Source organism: bacterium SCSIO 12827, from assembly GCA_024397995.1.
In the GTDB taxonomy this organism is placed as follows: Bacteria; Pseudomonadota; Alphaproteobacteria; order Rhodospirillales; family Casp-alpha2; genus UBA1479.
Window position 1 is genome coordinate 632362 of sequence record CP073746.1, and the last position, 19340, is coordinate 651701.

A 19340-nucleotide genomic window follows, 5' to 3' on the forward strand; every position below is an offset into this window, starting at 1 on the left:
TCGGATTTTTAAAGGTGGTGGGGCGGGCCGCCGGTCGGCGGCGCCCAATCGGTATGTTCGGATTTACGCGATGCGTCTCAGGCGCGCAATAGGATTCCCAAGGTTCTGAGGTGGGAGACACCGTTGCGGATTTCGGGTTCGCTGAGATTTGGCAGGCTCGTTTCCAACTCCGCGCGGGTGACGACGTCCCGGTCGAGGACCCATTCTGCAAGTTCCGCGGTGGCGGGAGTGATGGTGTCCCGGGTCTTCGGTGTTTTGACCTGCCAGTCTTGGCCCCGCCGCGCCAGTTTGACCCCGGCAGACTGGACGCGGAAGAAACCGGCGAATTCGGGGTCGGGAAGATCGAAGCCGGGAACCATGTCGAACAGTCGCCGGCGCTGTTCTTCCAACAATTCGGTGGTGACCTGGGGGTCGTCGAGTATATCCATCAGTCGCCCGGCAAGGTCGCGGACGCGTTCACGGTACAATTCGGGTTCATCCACGGTCGGCATCTCGCGGCGGAACAGGGGATCGGCAGTCGCCGCGCGGCTCACCGTGCGCAGAAAATCCAGGCCGGTTGGTCTGACCGTCCCGAACGACAGATGCAGGCAGGAATCCGACGCGGCCAGCGCGTCGTGGTACTGGCCGCGCGGAATATAGAGGATATCCCCCGGCGTCATGGTGATTTCCTGCGCCAGGGCGCCCCGGGCCTTGGCGTGATAGGCTTCATCGAAACTGGCGTAGCGATAGCCGTCGGCCTCGATCGGTTCTTCAAACCGTCCTTCATAAAGTTGCCAGGTCTTTTCGCCCTCGATATGGACGGCGAACACCTCCATGGTGTCGAAATGGCTTTTGAAGGCGGGCCGCTGGCAGCGGGAGTAATAGGCATTGCAGGTGACGCGGGACGCTGTCGCCATCTGCAAGGCCGTGGCGATCGCCGCCGACCCGGAATCCAGCATCTCCATCAAGTCCAGAACCAGGGACGCGCCGTCTTCAAGAAGGCCTCCGACCCGGGGCCAGTCCGGCACCATGGCGCGTCCGCCTTCGCGCAGAGTGCCCATGGAGCAGAATTCGTCGGGGGCCAGATTGCGGCCGTCCAGCGCCATTTTCATGGTATGGGCGTTCCATACCGTGGTCATGTTGATCAGCCGGTTGAACGACGACCAGTCGAACAGGCGGCGGATCTTGTCGGCATCGCCCGGAATGTGGACGGCCCGGCGGCCGGAATACTCGGTGAAAAAGGTTTCCGGCGTCATGGGTGCGATCAGATCGCGAAACGTTATGCTGGTTTGAGGATCCCGCACCGAACCACCCTTCTTATGCCCGCATTTCAGACTTTTACTGGCCGTTCTGGCCGCGACCGTAGTTTACGAAAACTCGTATGTATGCGCCAGCCTGGGCCCGCCCAGGATCGCCCGGTTATCCACACACCACCCGATAAGGGAATATTTTCGTTTTGTGTGATTCCCCTTGGAGGCGTATGTAGGACATCAGGCGGGAACGTCGCGCGGCGGCTGCGCGCGTTCCGTGACGATATACTAATAACAAAATGTTGGCAGGCGACTACCTGGGATAGGCAGCCTTTTCCAAAGGGCCGTGCCGTGTGATCGGCATTGTCTTCACCAGAGGACGGATAGCCATGTCCAACTCGACAGAAAATTCTACTACGGCAGGGGGCTTTGCGGGAAATCCCAATGCCTTCCTTCCCGGCGACTGGTTTTTCGAGTTTGATCAGGATTACGGCGACGGCATCCACGTTATAAAGCGTGGGCTCGACGCCTCGCTTCTGGTCGTGCGTAAATACGACATCGGCACCGAAGAGGTTTTGGCCTTCTCGACCTATGACGGCAAGCGCCGGGCCATGACCGTGTTCCACTTCCACCCAGATTTCGACCTTCACAGCCGCCGCCATTACATGGAGGCCCACCGCGAAGGTTACGATGTCGCGCGCACGGTCACGAGCCATCTGGAGGCCCAGCGCGCCGAACGCCAGGCCGCCATCAGGCGCCGAGTCGCCAAGGCGCGCCGCGCCGTGACCTTGGCCGCCCATGCCGCCGCCGTGTTCATCCTGGCCCATTATTCGCCCGGACGCTGACCCCTTCCCGCCGCGACTGGCTGTGTTACGCTCCTTGCTTGGATGAACCAGCCGGGAGACCTGCCATGGCACTCGCGACCCCCTATCTGATGTTCGTCGGCGATGCGCCGGACCAACTCGCGGCAAAGGTTGCCATCGGGGTCGTTCATTGGCGGCCCGAATGGTGCAAGGGTCAGCTTCGCCTGGCCGGCTGCAAGGCCGACCTGGGCATTCCCGACATGACCATTGCCGACGCGGTCAAGGCCGGCTGCAAGACCATGGTCATCGGTGTCGCCAACCGGGGCGGCGTGATTCCCGACAATTGGGTCGGCGTCATCGTCGAGGCCATCGAGGCCGGCATGGACGTGGCCGCGGGGCTGCACCGGCGGCTGCGTGACGTGCCTGCGATCGCCGAGGCGGCGGCCCGTCACGGGCGGACGCTGACCGACGCCCGCCACCCGTCCCGCGATTTCGACGTCGCCTCGGGCCAGGCCAGGGCAGGACGGCGGATATTGACCGTGGGCACGGATGTGTCCGTGGGCAAGATGTTCACGTCGCTGGCCATCGAGCGGGAGATGAAAACCCGCGGCATGAAGGCGGATTTCCGCGCCACCGGCCAGACCGGCATCTTCATCGCCGGCGAAGGGGCGTCCGTCGACGCCGTGGTCGCCGATTTCATCGCCGGCGCCGCCGAATGGCTGACACCCGCCAACGATCCGGATCACTGGGACGTGGTCGAGGGCCAGGGCTCCCTGTTCCATGCCTCTTATTCCGGGGTCACCCTGGGCCTGATCCATGGGGCCAGGCCCCACGCCCTGGTGCTGTGCCACGACGCGGCGCGGCTGGAAATGCGGGGCACACCTGGCGTGCCCGTGCCCGCGTTGGAGGACTGCATCGCGGTCAACGAGCGCATGGCCCGCATGTTCGAGCCCGACGCCAAGGTCGTCGGCGTGTCCGTGAACACAAGTTCCATGGGGGCGGCGCGGGCCACGGCCTATCTGGCCGAGATTTCCGAGCGCCTGGGTCTGCCCGCCGTTGATGCGGTGCGCACGGGCGTCGCCCCCATCGTCGACGCCATCGAGAAGCTGTAACCGTGGCGGGGTCGCGCCGCCTGTCCGCCGTCGACCAGGGCTGGCCCCTGGCCCGGCCCTTCGCCATTTCGCGCGGCGTCAAGACCGAGGCCCGGGTCGTCGTCTGCGAGGTCGAGGACGCCGACGGGCGGGCCGGACGCGGCGAATGCGTGCCCTATGCGCGCTACGGCGAAACGGTTGATAGCGTGATCCACCAGATCGCCGAGGTCGCCGATGCCGTGGCCGAGGGGGGCGGACGCCGCGATCTGCTCGACCTTCTGCCGGCCGGGGCTGCGCGCAATGCCGTCGACTGCGCGCTGTGGGATCTGGAATGTAAACAGGCGGGCCAGCGTGCCTGGGACTTGGCGGGCCTGCCGGAACCGCTGCCTGCGGTGACGGCGGAAACCATCGGCATTGCCAGCCCCCAGGAAATGGCGGTTCAGGCCCGCCGCCTGGCCAAGGCCCCCCTGCTGAAGGTCAAACTGGACGGCGCCGATGTGCGTGCGCGCTTAAGTGCCGTTCGCGAGGCCGCCCCCGAGGCCCGCCTGGTCGTTGATCCAAACGAAGGTTGGGACCTGCATCGACTGGAAAACCTGGCGCCGTTCCTGACTGAGATGGGCGTGGAGATGCTGGAACAGCCGGTGCCCGCCCATGGGGATGAAATTTTGCGCGGCCTGTCCTATCCGATCCCAATCTGCGCCGATGAAAGCTGCCACACGGCGGAGGATTTGGAGCGTCTCGCCGGGCTCTATGACATGGTAAACGTAAAATTGGACAAGACCGGCGGCCTGACGGCGGCCCTCGATCTGGCCGATGCCGCCTGCGCGCAGGGCTTCGGGCTGATGGTCGGCTGCATGGTCGCGACCTCCCTGGCCATGGCCCCGGCCACGCTTTTGATGGGCCGGGCCCGGGTCGTCGATCTGGACGGTCCCTTGTTGCTGCGCGAAGACCGCGTGCCGGGCCTGGATTTCGCGGACGGGCGCATTCATCCGCCGATACGGGATCTCTGGGGATGACGTTCCGGTTGTGTCATTAGATTATTCTAATGGTCTGATTTTAAACACTATTGGCTTTGTTAATCATTCACGTTAAGTAGAATGTGAATACAGGCGCAACTTTAAGACGCCAAGGGAAACGCCATGGGTGAGCAACACGTTAGACGGTGGAGAGGGGGCTGGCTCCCTCCGTTGAGAAGCAATGGGCGTATACAATCTGGAGCGGCTGACCTTTCTTCTGGTCGATGACAACCGTTTCGTACTCAAGATTTTGCAGGACGTACTGAAAACCCTCGGGGCCGGTCAGGTCATCACCGCGGAGAACGGCGTCGAAGCAATTGAATTCCTGAGCGCCCATCACGGCCCTTATGGCTGTCCCGTGGATATGATCATTTCCGACCTGGTCATGGCGCCGATCGACGGCCACCTGCTGCTGAAGTGGGTCCGCCAGGGCAAGGAATCGCCCAACCGCTTCATGCCTTTCATCATGATGTCCGGTGCCGCCGACGCGGAAAACGTCGAGAAGGCGCGCGACGGCGGGGCCAGCGAATTTCTGGCCAAGCCGTTTTCCGCCCAGACCGTTTGCAACCGGGTGCTTGAGGTCGTCGACTTTCCGCGCCAGTTCGTCGCAACCCGGGAATACTTTGGTCCCGACCGGCACCGCAAGAGCGACCCGAAGTGCCCTCACGACCGGCGCCGAATCAACGAAAAGGACGCGACCATCGTCTATTCCTCGGACCGGGTGCGTCGCCCCAGGAACGATGGCGACGTCTTCCTGTTCCGCCTGCCCAACAAGCTGAAGGAAAAGGTCGGCGGCCTGGGCATGAGCCCGCCGGGCGAACTGCCGTTGCGCCACCTGCAGGCGGCGGATCAGCACCTACAGCGCAAGGGCTTGGAATTCCATGACTGGGCGCTCGGCTATCTGGCGACTTTGTCGAGCATCTGCGAGCGCGCCCTGCAGCAATCGGTGGATCAGCGTGCCCGCCATTTCAAGAACATCAACCTGCTGGCCCATGAACTTCGCGGCCAGGGCGGAACCTTCGGCTACCCCATCATCACCAACGTCGGCGAGATGCTGTACAAGATGACTCAGGCGCCCTGTCCGACCGAAGACCGCGCGGTCAAGGTCATCAAGGCCCATATCGACACCATGCGCAGTGTGTTCCGTGACAAGATCACCGGCGACGGTGGTGAGATCGGCATTCAGTTGATGCAGGATCTGAAGCGGGCGATCCGAAAGTACACTTTCGAGGAACCCCGCGCCGAAGCCGCCGCCAAGGCGGCCAATGTCGCGAGACCGAAAGCGAAGCATGGCGGGGTCGAGCGCATCGTCGCCCCCCGTCCCAAGTCCGGCCCCGGCGACTGACCGGCGACCGGGTACCAAGCTCAGCCGCCTTCGATCTCTTCCCGTTTCATCTCAAGCGCCAGCCACTCCTCTTCCAGGGTGGCCAGTTTCGCTTCGGCCTTGGTCAGGGCCGCCGCCGTATCGGTGAAGCGCGTGGCATTCTTGGCGAACAGGTTGGGATCGGACAGGACCTTCTTATGGCCCGCGATCTCTTCCTCAAGCTTGGCCATGCGGTCGGGCAGAATCTTCAACGCGTGACTGTCCTTGAAGGACAGTTTGCGCTTTTCCTTCGGTCCTCCCGGCGAAGACGAAGCCGCGTTCTTTGCCGCGCCCTTATCCTTCTTCGGCTTGTCGCGCAGTGGCGCCTCGCCGCGCTGCGCCAACATGTCGGAATAACCGCCGGGATATTCCCGCCATTGGCCTTCGCCTTCCCAAGCGACGGTCGAAGTCACGACCCGGTCGATGAAATCGCGGTCGTGACTGACCAGCAGAACGGCCCCTTCATAATCGGCCAGCATTTCCTGCAGCAGGTCGAGGGTTTCCAGGTCAAGATCGTTGGTCGGCTCGTCCAGCACCAGAAGGTTGGACGGGCGGGCCAAGGCACGGGCCAGCATCAGCCGCCCGCGCTCGCCGCCCGACAATTCGCCGATCGGGGTCGGTGCCTGTTCCGGCAGGAACAGGAAGTCCTTCATGTAGCTGATGACGTGGCGCGGCTCGCCGCCGACGGAAATCGTGTCGCCGCTGCCGTCGGTCAGGGCGTCGGACAGGCTGGTCCGGGGGTTCAAGCTTTCGCGCTTTTGGTCCAGGGTCACCATCTCGACCGACACGCCGACCTTGACCTTGCCCGTATCGGGGGCGGCCTGGCCCGTCAGGATGTTCAACAGGGTCGTCTTGCCGGCCCCGTTGGGGCCGATGATACCGACCCGGTCGCCGCGCAGGATGCGGGTGGAAAATCCGTCGATCAGGGTGCGGTCGCCGTAGGCCTTGGTGATGTCCTCGGCGTCGATCACCAGCTTGCCCGAGGTTTCGCTCTGGGCGGCGGCCAGTTTCACCTCGCCGGTGACCTGGCGCAGTTCGCGTTTCTGCTGGCGCATGTCCATCAGATTGCCGAGCCTGCGCTGGTTGCGCTTGCGCCGGGCCGACACGCCGTGGATCAGCCAATGGGTTTCGGCGGCGATCTTGCGGTCCAGCTTGTGGCGGGCGGTGCTTTCCTGTTCCAGCAATTCGTCGCGCCATTCCTCGAACGCGGCAAAGCCCTGTTCCAGGCGCTTGACCTCGCCCCGGTCCAGCCACAGGGTCGCCCGTGACAGGTTTTCCAGGAACCGGCGGTCGTGGCTGATCATCACGATGGCCGACGGCATGGACTTCAATTCCTGTTCCAGCCAGGCGATGGCGGGCAGGTCCAGGTGGTTGGTCGGCTCATCCAGCAACAGAATGTCGGGCTTGGGGGCCAAGGCGCGGGCCAGGGCGGCGCGCCGGGCCTCGCCGCCGGACAGATGGCCGGGGGTTTCCTGGCCGGTCAGGCCCAGGACATCCAAAAGATACTGTGCGCGGTAGGGATCGTCGCCCGGCGCCAGGCCGTCCTCGACATAATCCAGGGTCGTGGCGTGGCCGGACAGATCCGGTTCCTGCGCCAGATAGCGTACGGTCGCCCCGGCTGTACGAAAATTTCGCCCTTGTCCGGGTCGATCAGCCCGCCCGCGATCTTCAGCAGGGTTGATTTGCCGGACCCGTTGCGCCCGACCAGGCACAGGCGGTCGCCGCGCATGACGGCAAGCTCCGCCCCCCCAAGAAGCGGCGTGCCGCCGAAGGTCAGATCGATGTCGCGAAGGTGGAGGATGGGTGGGGCCAAGGGTGGGGAAACCTAGTCTGTGGGCGAGAAGCGCCGCACATTACTAAATTCCGCGCGCCAATGGAGAAATTCCTTTGGCCTTTCTGAAAGCGGCCCGCGTTATCCCCGAACCCGGTCGAGAAACGGGCCGACCGCCGCCAAAAAGCCAGCCGGATTGTCGATATTCGACAGATGGGCCGCGTCCGGAATGACTTCCAGCGTCGATCCCGTGACCAGGGCATGGACGCTTTCCGCCGCCGCCAGGGGGGTGCGCTGATCCTGGTCGCCGGTGACGATATGCATGGGCTTGTCGATGCCCTGCAACTGCGTGCGCACGTCCTCGGTAAAGACGGAGCGCACGGCGTCCAGGTAATCGTCCTTGGTCATGCCGGTGATGGCGGCGATCAGGGCCTGATGATGAGCCGCATCGGTCGCCGGCAGCAGGGTGCTGTCGGCATAGTCCTTGGCGAACTCGGTCATGGTCATGGTCGCCATCTTGGCTTCCATGCCTTTGACCCGGTCCGGCCCCGCGTCGCCCATGAAAGCGAAGCTGTCTGCATAGACGATGGACAGAACATCATCGGGGGCCATGGCGTGCAGGCGGGCGCATTGCAGCCCGCCCATGGAAATCCCCATGATGTGCGCAGGCAACAAGCCCAGTTCCTTGAGCAACGCATGGGCATCCTCGGCGACGGCCTGCATGCTCACCCCGCCCCGATTGGACGAACGGCCATGGCCGCGGGCGTCCAGGGCGACGCAGGTGAACTTATCCTGCAGGGCCGAGATCTGGCCGTCCCACAGATAACCGTTGGTGCCCAGGCTGTGCAGCATCAGCAGGGTCGGGCCGCTGCCGGCCTGGCGGTAATGAAGGGTTTCGCCGTTAACGGAAATCGTGGTCATGGATTGGTCCTGTTCTTAGGTTTTGTCTTGGGAGGTTATCTCGACCGCAATCAGGTTTGCCCCATAACGCGCCTGTCCGGCAAGGTCCATGGTCGGGGCGAGGCGCATGTATTCCTTGATCGCGACCAGGGCGTCGCGGTCCCGGTCGGCTAATTTGGCAATATAGGCATCGACCGCCGCCGTCAGGCTGCCCTTGAGGGCAACCCGGGAAATTAGCCCGAAAGTGTGGGCCGTTTGCGCGTCGATTTCGTCCCGGGTCAGCACCATGTCGAGCACGGCCTTGGCCGGCATTTTCGGCAGGGCGGCGGAAATCGCCAGGGTCGGTGGCAGGTTACCGTCCATTTCCGGCATGGAGAAGCGGGCGCTCTCTTCGGCAATGGTCACATCCGCCTGAGCAGCGAAGGCGCAGCCGAAACCCTTGGCCCGGCCCTGCACGGCGGCCAGCACGGGCACCGGCGTCATGCGCAGGTTTTCGTAGACGCCCAAGATGGCATCGGCGACCCGCTCGCGAAACGCTCGCGCGTTGGCAGGCGGCGTCACGCCCGGCACGATGCGCCGGCCCAGGCAGAAATCGCCCCCTTCGCCGGTCACCACCACAAGCTTCACGGCCTTGTCCGACCCTTCCGCGCGGATGGCGGCACCAATGGCCTGCATGTCGGGCGGGGCCAGGGTGTTGCCCTCCGCCCCCTGGCACAGGGTCACACGGGCGACGGGGCCGTCGCGGGAAACGCGGAAACGGTCGCTGGTGCTCATCAGCAGTCCTCCTGAATGGGCTCTTGCGCGGCGTTGATCAGCTCGATGATACGCTGCGGGGTGATGGGGCAATCGGTGATGCGGATGTCGAAGGGCGATAAGGCGTTCTCCACCGCCGCGACGATGGCGGCGGGGGCGGGGATGGTGCCGCCCTCGCCGGCCCCCTTGGCACCCAGCGGATTCAGAGGCGTCGGGCTTTCCATATGCACGATGTCGCAGGTCGGTACGATTTCCGCCGTTGGCATCAGGTAGTCGGCGAAGGTGGTGGTCAGGGGATTGGCGTCGGCGTCGAACACCATGCGTTCCAACAGCGCGTTGCCGATGCCGTGGGCGACCCCGCCCTGGACCTGGCCGTCGACCAGCATGGGGTTGATGACCGTGCCGCAGTCGTGAACCACGGTGTATTTCAGGATGGTGACTTGGCCGGTGTCCGCATCGACCTCGACCTCGGCGAGGTGGCTGCCGTTGGAATAGGTGGCCTGCGGCGGGGTGAAGTATCCCGACGCTTCCAAATCCGGTTTCACCCCCACGGGCAGGGCATAGCCCGGCATGCCGCTGGTCATCTTGGCCAGTTCTTCGAAGGTGATGCTGTCGCCCTGTTCACCCTTGATGCGCACGGCGCCATGGGTCAGTTCCACGTCTTCCGGCTTCACGTCGAACTTGGCGGCGGCCAGGGCCAGGGTCTTGCCGCGCAGTTCGGCGGAGGCCATGCGAACGGACGACCCGGCGTTGACGGTAATTCTGGAAGCATACGTCCCCGCACCGCGCGGCATGACGCCCGTATCGCCGCCGACCACGTCGATGTCGCCCATGTCCACGTTCAATTCGTCCGCGCAGATCTGCGCCAGGGTCGTGCGGTGGGCCTGTCCCGCCGCCGCCGCCCCGGTATAGATCGCGACGCGCCCGTTGGTCAGGATGCGGATGGTCGCCCCCTCGAAGGGGCCCAGGCCCGTGCCCTCCACATAATTGCCGATGCCGATGCCGATGTGGCGCCCTTCGGCCAATGCCGCCTTCTGGCGGGCCGGAAAATCGTCATAGCCGGCGGCGGCCAAGGCCTGGGCCTGGGATTCCGGATAGTCGCCGGTGTCGTACATCACCGGCGCGCCGTCGCGGTAGGTCAGGCCCATGTCGTAGGGCATGTCCGATGCCTGGATGAAATTGCGCCGGCGTACTTCGGCCGGGTCGAGGTTCAGTTTTTGCGCCACGGCGTCCATCAGCCGTTCCATGGCGAACACGGCCTGCGGCCGCCCGGCACCCCGCAAGGGCGTGGTCGGCACCAGGTTGGTGAAGGCGATGGTCACCGCCATGCGGTAAGCCGGCAGCTTGTAGGGCCCGGGCAGGGTGGTGGCCGAGATATAGGGCATGATGATGCCCCAGGGCAGATAGGCCCCGGCATCGTGGATCAACGTTCCCTTGATGCCGAGCAGCACACCATTCGCGTCCACGGCGGCGGATACGTCCCAGACCTGGTCCCGCTCCTGCGTCGTGGTCAGGAAATGTTCGCGCCGGTCCTCGGCCCATTTCACGGGCCGACCCAACAGGCGGGCCGCCGCCGGAATGACCAGTTCTTCCGGATAGACCTGGTTCTTGGGCCCGAAGCCGCCGCCCACGTCAGGCGTGATGACCCGCACGCGGTCTTCGGGCAGGCCGAACATGTCGATCACGGCGCGCTGGGTGTTGTGGGGTGTTTGGGTCGACGTCCAGATGCGAAAAGCGTCGCTGACCAGATCATAGACAGCGACCACGCCCCGGCATTCCATGGGATGACCGGTGCCCCGGTGGGGCGCGTACCGTTCGCGGATGACATGGGCGGCGTTGCGGAACGCCGCGTCCACATCGCCGAAGCCCAGGTTCAGCCGCCCGGCGATGTTATCGGTCATCGAAGAATGGGTGACGGGCGCACCCGGCTTCAGGGCCGTGTCGCAATGGCTGGCGGCGGGCAGGGGTTCCCAATCGACGATCACCCGTTCCGCCGCGTCCTCGGCCAGGTGGCGGCTATCGGCGATCACGACCGCCACCGCCTCGCCGACGAAGCAGACTTCCGACGTGGCCAGCGGCTCCTGGGTCACGGCATAGGTGATTTCCGGATGGGGGACTTGCAGCAGGATGCGCTTGTCCCGCATCTCGGGCGGCAGGTCCTGGGCCGTCAGCACGGCGACCACGCCCGGCATGGCGCGGGCATCCTCGGCATCGATTTCGGTGAAGGTGGCATGGGCGAAGGGGCTGCGCACGAAGGCGGCTTCCAGCATCCCCGGCAGTTTCAGATCGTCCAGGAACTGGCCGCGGCCGGTCAGCAGGTCCGGGTCTTCCAATCGCTTCACGCGCTGGCCGACGAAGGCGGTCGAACTCATGACGCGGTCCCCCCGCGCATGGTCTCGGCGGCGGCCAGCGCCGCGCGCACGATGGTGTCGTATCCCGTGCAGCGGCAGATGTTGCCGGAAAGGGCTTCGCGCAATTCCGGCTCGTCCGCGTTCGGATGATCGCGCAGATAGGCCGTCAGCGTCGTCAGGATGCCTGGGGTGCAGAACCCGCATTGCAGGCCGTGATGCTCCATGAAGGCCCCTTGCAGGGGGCTCAAGGTACCGTCTTCGCCGACCAATCCCTCGATGGTGGTGACCTGGCACCCCTCGGCCTGAACCGCCAGCATCAGACAGCCGCGCACGGCCTGGCCATCGACCAGAACGGTGCAGGCGCCGCAGACCCCATGTTCACATCCCAGGTGCGTGCCGGTCAGGCCCAGGCCGTGGCGCAGGAAATCGGCCAGGGAATAGCGGTCTTCCGTTACGGCGGAATGTTCCTTGCCGTTGACGGTCAGGGTGATGCGGCGTTTGGGCAGGGCATCAGACATGGGCGGGCTCCGACGCGCGGACGCAGGCATTGGCGAGGGAACGGCGCAGCAGCACGCCCGCGAGGTGTTGGCGGTAGGTTTCCGTGACCAGGGCGTCGCCGGCCATGGGCCGCTCGGCGATGAGGGCGCCCGCCGCGCGGAACAGGGCGTCCGACGGCGCCTCACCGATCATCATGGCTTCCACGTCGGTCGGGCGGACCGGCCCGTCGTCGATGCCGATCAGCACCACGGCGGCGCGGTCGATGCATCCGTTTGCGTCCAGGGTGATCAGGCTGCCGACACCGGCCATGGCGAAATCGCCGTGGCGTTGGGCGAATTCCCGGAAATCCCAGCCGTGGCCCGAAGGCCAGGCATCGAAAGAAAGGGAGGTCAGAATTTCGCCCCCGTTGATATCGGGGGTCATGTAGCCCAGGGGGTAATCGGCCATGGCGACGCGGCGCGTGCCGTTCTGGCTGGTCAACGTGATCTCGGCCCCCAACAGGGCGGCCATACCCGGCAGTTCCGCCGCCGGGTCCAGGTGCGCCAGCGACCCGCCCACCGTGCCCCGATTGCGAGTCTGGACATGGCCGACAAAGCCGAGTGCTTCGCGCAGAATCGGGCAGCAGGCGGCCAAGGCGGCGTCTTCCAACACCGTGCGCTGGCGGGTCATGGCACCGAGGGTGACGCGCCCGCCGTCAATCGTGATCCCGGCGATCTCCGCCACCGGGTTGAGGTCGATCAGATGGTCGACCGCGACATAGCGCAGGTTCATCATGGCCATCAGGGACTGCCCGCCGGACAAGAGCCGCGCGTTGTCCAGCGTCGCCGCCATCTCGGCGGCCTCGGCGAGGGACCCTGCCCGATGATAGGTGAAGGGGGCGGGCTTCATGCGTCGGGCGTGTCCAGCTTGCCGGCCTTGAAGCGCGCCGTCAGCCCCTGCCACAAAAGCGACCCCACCTTGATCGCTTCCGGGTCCGGCTCTTCCCCGCTGTCGATGCGCTTGCTCAGGCGGGCCGCGAACTGATCGACCAACTGCTGCGCCGTCTTGGTGACCATGCCGGCCCCCCGCGCGTATTGGATGATGCTGCCGGCCAGGTTCAGGTCCGTCACCAGTTCCACGCGGGTGCCGTTGGCGGTCGGATGCAGTTGGAAGGTCACGGTGGCATGGGCAGAGCCGCGGCCCCGGTCTTCCCGCCCCTTGGCGGACACGCGGACCTTCATGACCTCCGGGTCCACGTCCTCGATCACCGCCGTGCCGCGGAACGACAGGCTGACCGGGCCCAGTTTCAGTTCTACCATGCCTTCGTAGGTGTGCTCGTCCACCACCGCTGTCAGCTTGGTGCCGGGCAGGCAGGGCGCGACATAGGGGATATTCAGCAAGGTGCGCCAGGCATCGTCGGGGGCAAGGCCGAGGTCCAAAGTGTTCTCGATGATCACGGCACCGGGCTCCGTTTGTCGGATTCCGGTGCTTCGAATTCGGCCAGCATCTTTTTCAGCAGGGCCGCGAGGGTATCCTGCTCCGCCGGGGTCAGGGTCTCGATCAAGCGGGCCTGGGTTTCCACATGGGCGACAAGGGCCTGTTCGATCAGCTTCCGCCCTCGGTCGGTCAGGACGATCCGCACGCTGCGGCCGTCATCACGGTTGGCCCGGCGCACGACATATCCCGATCGCTCCAACTGGTCGATGCGGTGGGTCATGGTGCCCGACGTGACCATGGTCGAGGCGATCAATTCACCCGGTGACAGGCTGTAGGGCGGACCGACGCGGAGCAGGGTCGACAGCACGTCGAACCCCGCCACATTCAGGTCGAACTTGGCCCAGGTCTCTTCCATCCCGCGCAGAAAGAAGGTGCCGAGCCGCCGCACGCGACCGACCACGCCCATGGGCGCGGTGGCCAGGTTCGGAAATCCCTGCCGCCATTCGGCAAGAATGCGGTCGACATGATCCTCGGGGCGATTCAAAGAGTGATCCATGCCGGACAGTATTCTCTGGCAACTATCTTGACGTCAAGATTAATTTTCAAATCCGGATATGGCGTTCGGCGCGGCACCCGATCACCGGATGCCGCGCCGAAGATATCTATCGGGCGACGCCCGGCAGCCAGAGGGCCAGCTGCGGCATGAACCAGACCGCCAAAACCACGAGGAAAATCGTGGCCAGGAACGGCAGGCAGGCGCGAACCACAAGATCGAAAGGCACATTGGCGATCTTGGTCATGACGAACAGCACCATGCCGAAGGGCGGGGTGGCCTCGCCGATCACCAGAACCATGATCATGATGACGCCGAAGTGGACCGGGTCGATGCCGACGCTGACCGCGATTGGAACCAGGATCGGCGTCAGGATGTTGATCGACACGGCGACGGCCATGAAGCAGCCGATCACCAGCAGGAACACGATCATCAGGGCCATCACCAATGTCGGGTCCGTGGTCAGGCCCGAAATGGCGTCAGCAATGCCTTGCGGCAGGCGTGCGCGGGTCAAAATCCAGCCGAACAGGCCGGAACAGGCCAGGATGAACATGATGACCGTGGAATCGTATGCGGATCGCCAGAACACCCGGCCGAGGGCGGCCAAGCCGACCGAGCGATAGATGAACACCGCCACGACGGTCGCCCATAGGGCGGCGATGGCGGCGGACTCCGTGGCCGTGAAAAAGCCCGCGAGAATCCCGCCGATCAGGATTACCGGCGTCAACAGGGCCCAGAAGGATTCCCGAAAGGATTGCCCGAGTGCGCGCATGCCGGGGAAGGGCTCCGACGGCAGCTTGCGCCGGCGCGCCAGGAAGGCGACCAAGATCATCAGGCCAATGGCCATCAAGACACCCGGGATGGCACCGGCCAGAAGCACGTCGGCCGGCGAAACCTCGGCCAGCACGGCATAAAGAATGGCGGCGATCGAGGGCGGAATGATCGGGCCGATCAGGGCGCTGCCGACGGTGACCCCGATGGTGGTCTTGTCGTCGTAATTGGCTTCGCGCATGGCTTTGACTTCGATGGCGCCCAGGCCGGCGGCATCCGCCGTGCCCGACCCGGACATGCCCGCGAACAGCATCGAGGCCAGCACGTTGACCTGGGCAAGCCCACCGCGCCAATGACCGACCAAGGCATTGGCGAAACCGAACAGCCGCGTCGTCGCGCCCGATTCATTCATCAGATGGCCGACAAACAGGAACAGGGGAATGGCCAGCAGGGTGAAGGAATTGATCGTTCCCACCAGACGTTGGGTGATGATTTCGTAGGGAATTTCCATAAGCCCGCGGGTCAGCCCGAAATATCCCAGGCTCGAGGCACCCAGCGCGATCCCGGCGGACACGCCAAGGACGAGCATCCCGATCAGGCCCGCCATCAACCAACCTGCGGCGATCATGTCCGGGGCTCCGTCGTGTCGGTGGTATGAGGAGCACCGGCCAGGTCGCCGAGCGCCCCGGCCAGTTTGGCGGCGGCGGTGATCGTCGCCAGAACGCAGCCGATGAACGGTGCCATGTAGATATGTCCTTGATGTAAGAAGCGGATTGCCGGCAGGATCCAGCCCCAGTTCGACAGCATCAGGCGGAAGGAGCCGTAGGCCACGGCGGACAGCAGCACGATGGTGACCAGGTATTGAAACACCCTGAACCCCGCGCGCATCCGGGGGCGGCTGCCGAGCAGCCGGTCGATCAGATCAATGCGGACATCGCCGTCCTGGTGCACGACCATGACGAGGCCGAGAAACACCGCATAGATGTTCAACAGGCGGGCGGCGTCTTCACTGAAGACCATGGACAGGTCCAGATGGCGATAGCCGACCTGGGCCAGGATCATGATCAGGAATCCGGCGAAGCAAAAGGCGGCGAGGACCATTGAGGTCCTCGCCACAAGGTTCAATACGCGAGTCATTTTTTTTATTGATCTCTGCGCGCTAGTTGCTGGCTTTGACGGCCGCGTCCCAGACGCCCGGGGCGAGGATGTCGCGGGCGGCCTTTTCAACGATCGGCAGGGCGTCCGTGCGGAACGACGGCTTCGGTTCGATGACCTTCACGCCCTTGGCGGCAATGTCCTTGACGATCTTGTCGTTAAGGGACGATGCGGCGTCGGTGGCTGCCTTGCTGGCGGCGTCCGTGGCGGCCTGGACGGCGGTGCGTTCGGCGTCGGTCAGCTTTTTCCAGAAATCCTGGTTGGCCATGACCGTCACGTAGCCCTGTTGGTGGCGGGTTGCGACCAGGTGGTCGGACACTTCGTACAGGCGCCGGCCCCAGATGTTGGACAGCATGTTTTCCTGGGCGTCGATCACACCGGACTGCATGGCGGAAAACACTTCCTTGGACGGCATCGGGGCGATGGTCGCACCCAGGCCGCTCCAGATATCGATCCACAGCGGGATCTTGGGCATGCGGATCTTGATGCCCTTCAGGCCGGGGACGGTATCAAAGGTCTTGCCCTTGGTGCTGGTCCAACGGGCGCCCTGGTAATAATAGCCGAGCGTCACGGCGTTGCCCTTCTTGAGCAGGGCTTCTTCCATCTGCTTGCCGATCGGGCCGGCAAGAAAGCGCTGCACCGCCTCAAAGCTCTGGAACAGATAGGGCACCAGGGTGGCGTCAAGTTCCGGATAATACTGGGAGGAATGGATCACGCCCATGTGGATCGAGGTTTCGCCCATGCGCACCAGGTCGATTAATTCCCGTTCCGCGCCAAGCTGGCTGTCGAGGAAGACTTCCAGTTCCAGTTCCGGCGCGCGGGACTTCAGCTCCTTCGTGAAGGTGTCGACAAAGATCTTGTTCATGCCGCTGTTGGGCGCGGAGGAGGCAAGGGTCACTTTCTTGGCCTGGGCCGGCAAGGCGGCGAAGCTCAGCAGCACGATGGCTGCCAGTAGTTTCTTCAGCATTGTTTGTTTCCTCAGATTTTCTTGGGGAGGGAGTGGGCAGGTCTGCGCCCGGCAGGTGATCGGGCCCGCAGCGCGCGGGCCCGGGGAGATCACTTGTATTTCTGTTCGAAGTCGTAGACCTGGCCGAAGCCCATGAGCTGGCTGAATTCCGCGAACGGGTAGAAGTCGACCTTGGAGCCGGCGGTCGAGCCGGTTTCCTTGAGGTCCGTGTACACGGCCTTCAAGGCCTGACCGGCGGCCAGGAACCCGCTTCCGGGGAACAGGGCGATTTTGTAGCCGAGGGATTGCAGGTCGTCGCGGCTGAGTACCGGGGTGCGGCCGCCTTCGACCATGTTGGCCAGCAGCGGCAGATCGAAGCGTTCGCAGATCGTGCGCATCTCTTCTTCGCTTTCCGGGGATTCGACGAACAGGATATCGGCGCCCGCTTCGGCAAAGGCATCGGCGCGCCGCAGGGCTTCGTCCAGGCCCAGGGTGGTGCGGGAATCCGTGCGGGCGATGATCAGGAATTCATCACTGTCACGGGTGTCGCGGGCGACGCGGATCTTGGCCAGCATGTCTTCCAGCGGCACCACGTTGCGGCCCAGCATGTGGCCGCATTTCTTGGGGAATTCCTGATCTTCGAGCTGGATCGCCGTGGCGCCGGCCCGTTCGTAGCCGCGCACCGTGTGTTCCAGGTTAAGCAATCCGCCGTAGCCGGTGTCGCCGTCGGCGATCAGGGGTGTCTTAGTGCCCTCGGCGATCTGGCGCACACGGCTGACCATGTCCGTATAGGTCGCGATGCCGGCATCGGGCAGGCCCAGGTGCGAGGCCACGACGCCGTAGCCGGTCATGTAAAGGACGTCGAACCCCAGAGAATCCGCGACTTTCGCCGAAATCATGTCGAACACGCCGGGGGCGATAAGAATCTCATCCTGCTTTAGACGTTGGGACAGGCTTTTCATTCGAACATTTCCTCTTCGTGGAATAATTGTATGCAATAAAGGCTATTTTTGCCGTTTCGGGGGCTGTTTTAGCCTATATTGCATACAATAAACAAGACTATGTGGCGCATCGCCTGGGACAGTATGTTTGCCGGCGTGATGCCCAGGGAGTGAAAGCATGGCGACGTCAAGTGATCGGGTGTACCGACAGATCCGCGAAGGCATTCTTGCCGGCGACTACGCTGTGGGCGACCGCCTGCGTGAAGGCGAACTGGCGACGCAGTTCGGCGTCAGCCGCACACCCGTGCGCATCGCCCTGCAGCGCCTGGTCAATGACCGGCTGATCGACTTCACGGCCCATGCCGGTGCCATCGTGCGCGGCTACGCCGATGCGGAGATGGTCGAAATTCTGGAAATCCGCGCGCTGTTGGAACCCCAGGGTGCCCGCCTGGCAGCCCTTAACCGCAAACAGGAACACCTGGACGAGTTGTTCGAGCTATGCGCGCGGATGGAAACGTTGGGTGACCGGAGCGAGCCGGACTTCGGGCAGATCGCGCCCCTCAACAACCGGTTTCATCAGGTCCTGCTGGATGCATCGGGGCAACGCCAGCTTCTGGTCGTCACGACGTCCCTGATCGAATTGAACAATGTGGTTCAGTCCTACAGGAAATTCGCCCGCGCCGATGTCGACCGCAGTTTCGCCGAGCATCGCCAACTGGCCACGGCGATCGAGCGCGGCCAGAGCGATCTGGCGGCCGCGATCATGCTCAGCCACGTCCATGCCGCGCTTGCCAATTTCAAGTTGCGGATCGGGACAGCTGCCGCCCCGGTCAAGCTTCGGACAGTTCCGGGATCGGGCTGATCAGGGGCTTGCCGGCCAGAAAGGCCTCGATATTGCGGCGCATGAGCTTCACGCCCAGGATCTGAACCTCGGGCGCGGCCCCGCCCACATGGGGGGTCAGGACGACGTTGGTCATGGTGCAGAGCGCTTCGGGGACCACAGGCTCGTCCTCGAACACGTCGAGTCCGGCCCCTGCGATCACGCCGTCCTGCAAGGCAGTGATCAGATCGTCCGTGTGGACGACGCTGCCGCGCCCGACGTTGATCAGGAACCCGTCCTTGCCCAGCGCGTCCAATACCGTGCGGTCGATCAGGTGATGGGTCGCGGGGCCGCCGGGCACGGCGGAAATCAGGAAATCCACGTGCTGTGCCAGGTCACGGACATTATCGACATAGCGCCAGGGCAGGTCCGCCTTGGCCGACCGGGCCATGTAGGACACCTCCATGTCGAAGCCTTCGGCGCGCCGGGCGATGCCCTGGCCGATGGCGCCCATGCCGATGATGCCGATCTTCTTGCCGTTCAGCATCGGGCGCTGGGGCAGGTCTTCCCGCCACTTTCCGGCCCGGGCCGACGCGTCATAGACGGGGATGTTGCGCACGATGCCCAACAGCAGGGCGAAGGCGTGATCGGCGACCGAGGGCGCGTTCATGCCCGCCGCATGGGTGATGCGGATGCCGCGTTCCCGGGCGGCGTCCTGATCGACTTTTTCGTACCCGGTGCCGATGGTGCAGATCAGCTCCAGCGCCGGCAGGGCGTCCATTTCCGCGCGGGTCACGCCGATGAAGCCCGATGTGACCATGATGCGGGCCGACTTGCGGGCATCGTCGTCGGGCGTCCCGGCGGCGAGGTCGAAATCCAGCAGGGTGAAGTCGGGTGCGAAGTCGATGCGGTGGCGGGGGGCTTCGTGTTTGAACAGGATGATGGGCTTCACGGTCGTTCCCT

The 19340-nt window shown here is 64.3% G+C and carries 18 protein-coding genes and 1 pseudogene; 5 read left to right on the plus strand and 14 right to left on the minus strand.

Annotated features, from left to right (window positions below):
• Nucleotides 1–77 precede the first annotated feature (77 nt).
• On the minus strand, nucleotides 78–1283 hold the full coding sequence (locus KFF05_02965) for a hypothetical protein (protein UTW52355.1): 1206 nt from the start codon (nucleotides 1281–1283) through the stop codon (nucleotides 78–80).
• Between the two features lie 335 nt (nucleotides 1284–1618).
• Here KFF05_02965 and KFF05_02970 point away from each other — a divergent pair, with 335 nt between their 5' ends.
• The 4 genes from KFF05_02970 (at nucleotide 1619) to KFF05_02985 (ending at nucleotide 5484) form a co-directional block, all read left to right on the plus strand.
• A complete protein-coding gene (locus tag KFF05_02970) occupies nucleotides 1619–2074 on the plus strand; it encodes a hypothetical protein (GenBank protein ID UTW52356.1) in 456 nt (151 codons plus the stop codon).
• A gap of 65 nt (nucleotides 2075–2139) precedes the next feature.
• Complete coding sequence (locus KFF05_02975; GenBank protein ID UTW52357.1) at nucleotides 2140–3144, plus strand: DUF1611 domain-containing protein; 1005 nt, start codon at nucleotides 2140–2142, stop codon at nucleotides 3142–3144.
• A 20-nt stretch (nucleotides 3145–3164) separates the two neighbouring features.
• A complete protein-coding gene (gene ycjG / locus KFF05_02980) occupies nucleotides 3165–4139 on the plus strand; it encodes an L-Ala-D/L-Glu epimerase (GenBank protein UTW53559.1) in 975 nt (324 codons plus the stop codon).
• 181 nt (nucleotides 4140–4320) lie between these two features.
• Nucleotides 4321–5484 (plus strand): response regulator, encoded by a 1164-nt coding sequence (locus tag KFF05_02985; protein ID UTW52358.1) that lies wholly within the window; start codon nucleotides 4321–4323, stop codon nucleotides 5482–5484.
• 20 nt (nucleotides 5485–5504) lie between these two features.
• Here the strand turns inward: KFF05_02985 and KFF05_02990 are convergent.
• The 12 genes and pseudogenes from KFF05_02990 to KFF05_03045 form a co-directional block, all read right to left on the minus strand.
• A pseudogene (locus KFF05_02990) lies at nucleotides 5505–7315 on the minus strand (ATP-binding cassette domain-containing protein).
• Between the two features lie 99 nt (nucleotides 7316–7414).
• Nucleotides 7415–8194: an alpha/beta fold hydrolase gene (locus KFF05_02995; GenBank protein ID UTW52359.1), complete on the minus strand. Its 780-nt coding sequence runs from the start codon at nucleotides 8192–8194 to the stop codon at nucleotides 7415–7417.
• Between the two features lie 15 nt (nucleotides 8195–8209).
• Nucleotides 8210–8947, minus strand: a complete 738-nt coding sequence (locus KFF05_03000; protein ID UTW52360.1) for an enoyl-CoA hydratase/isomerase family protein — start codon at nucleotides 8945–8947, stop codon at nucleotides 8210–8212.
• The gene (locus KFF05_03005; protein UTW52361.1) at nucleotides 8947–11298 is read right to left on the minus strand and encodes a xanthine dehydrogenase family protein molybdopterin-binding subunit; all 2352 of its coding nucleotides are present in this window, start codon (nucleotides 11296–11298) and stop codon (nucleotides 8947–8949) included. Before KFF05_03005 ends, KFF05_03000 begins: the two co-directional genes overlap by 1 nt.
• The gene (locus tag KFF05_03010) at nucleotides 11295–11783 is read right to left on the minus strand and encodes a (2Fe-2S)-binding protein (protein ID UTW53560.1); all 489 of its coding nucleotides are present in this window, start codon (nucleotides 11781–11783) and stop codon (nucleotides 11295–11297) included. The genes KFF05_03005 and KFF05_03010 overlap by 4 nt, the downstream gene beginning before the upstream one ends.
• A 4-nt stretch (nucleotides 11784–11787) precedes the next feature.
• A complete protein-coding gene (locus KFF05_03015; GenBank protein UTW52362.1) occupies nucleotides 11788–12663 on the minus strand; it encodes an FAD binding domain-containing protein in 876 nt (291 codons plus the stop codon).
• Nucleotides 12660–13211 carry an SRPBCC family protein gene (locus KFF05_03020; protein ID UTW52363.1) on the minus strand — a complete coding sequence of 184 codons (552 nt, stop codon included), beginning with the start codon at nucleotides 13209–13211 and terminating at the stop codon, nucleotides 12660–12662. Before KFF05_03020 ends, KFF05_03015 begins: the two co-directional genes overlap by 4 nt.
• A complete protein-coding gene (locus KFF05_03025) occupies nucleotides 13208–13747 on the minus strand; it encodes a MarR family transcriptional regulator (protein ID UTW52364.1) in 540 nt (179 codons plus the stop codon). The genes KFF05_03020 and KFF05_03025 overlap by 4 nt, the downstream gene beginning before the upstream one ends.
• 106 nt (nucleotides 13748–13853) lie before the next feature.
• The gene (locus KFF05_03030) at nucleotides 13854–15143 is read right to left on the minus strand and encodes a TRAP transporter large permease (protein UTW52365.1); all 1290 of its coding nucleotides are present in this window, start codon (nucleotides 15141–15143) and stop codon (nucleotides 13854–13856) included.
• A complete protein-coding gene (locus KFF05_03035; GenBank protein UTW52366.1) occupies nucleotides 15140–15616 on the minus strand; it encodes a TRAP transporter small permease subunit in 477 nt (158 codons plus the stop codon). The genes KFF05_03030 and KFF05_03035 overlap by 4 nt, the downstream gene beginning before the upstream one ends.
• A 58-nt stretch (nucleotides 15617–15674) precedes the next feature.
• The gene (locus tag KFF05_03040; protein ID UTW52367.1) at nucleotides 15675–16637 is read right to left on the minus strand and encodes a TRAP transporter substrate-binding protein; all 963 of its coding nucleotides are present in this window, start codon (nucleotides 16635–16637) and stop codon (nucleotides 15675–15677) included.
• Between the two features lie 89 nt (nucleotides 16638–16726).
• On the minus strand, nucleotides 16727–17578 hold the full coding sequence (locus tag KFF05_03045; protein UTW52368.1) for an isocitrate lyase/PEP mutase family protein: 852 nt from the start codon (nucleotides 17576–17578) through the stop codon (nucleotides 16727–16729).
• Nucleotides 17579–17735: 157 nt separating this feature from the next.
• On the opposite strand from KFF05_03045, the gene KFF05_03050 reads away from it, so the two are divergent.
• Nucleotides 17736–18419, plus strand: a complete 684-nt coding sequence (locus tag KFF05_03050; GenBank protein UTW52369.1) for a GntR family transcriptional regulator — start codon at nucleotides 17736–17738, stop codon at nucleotides 18417–18419.
• Here KFF05_03050 and KFF05_03055 read toward each other — a convergent pair.
• The gene (locus KFF05_03055; GenBank protein UTW52370.1) at nucleotides 18388–19329 is read right to left on the minus strand and encodes a 2-hydroxyacid dehydrogenase; all 942 of its coding nucleotides are present in this window, start codon (nucleotides 19327–19329) and stop codon (nucleotides 18388–18390) included. The genes KFF05_03050 and KFF05_03055 overlap by 32 nt on opposite strands.
• Nucleotides 19330–19340: the final 11 nt, after the last annotated feature.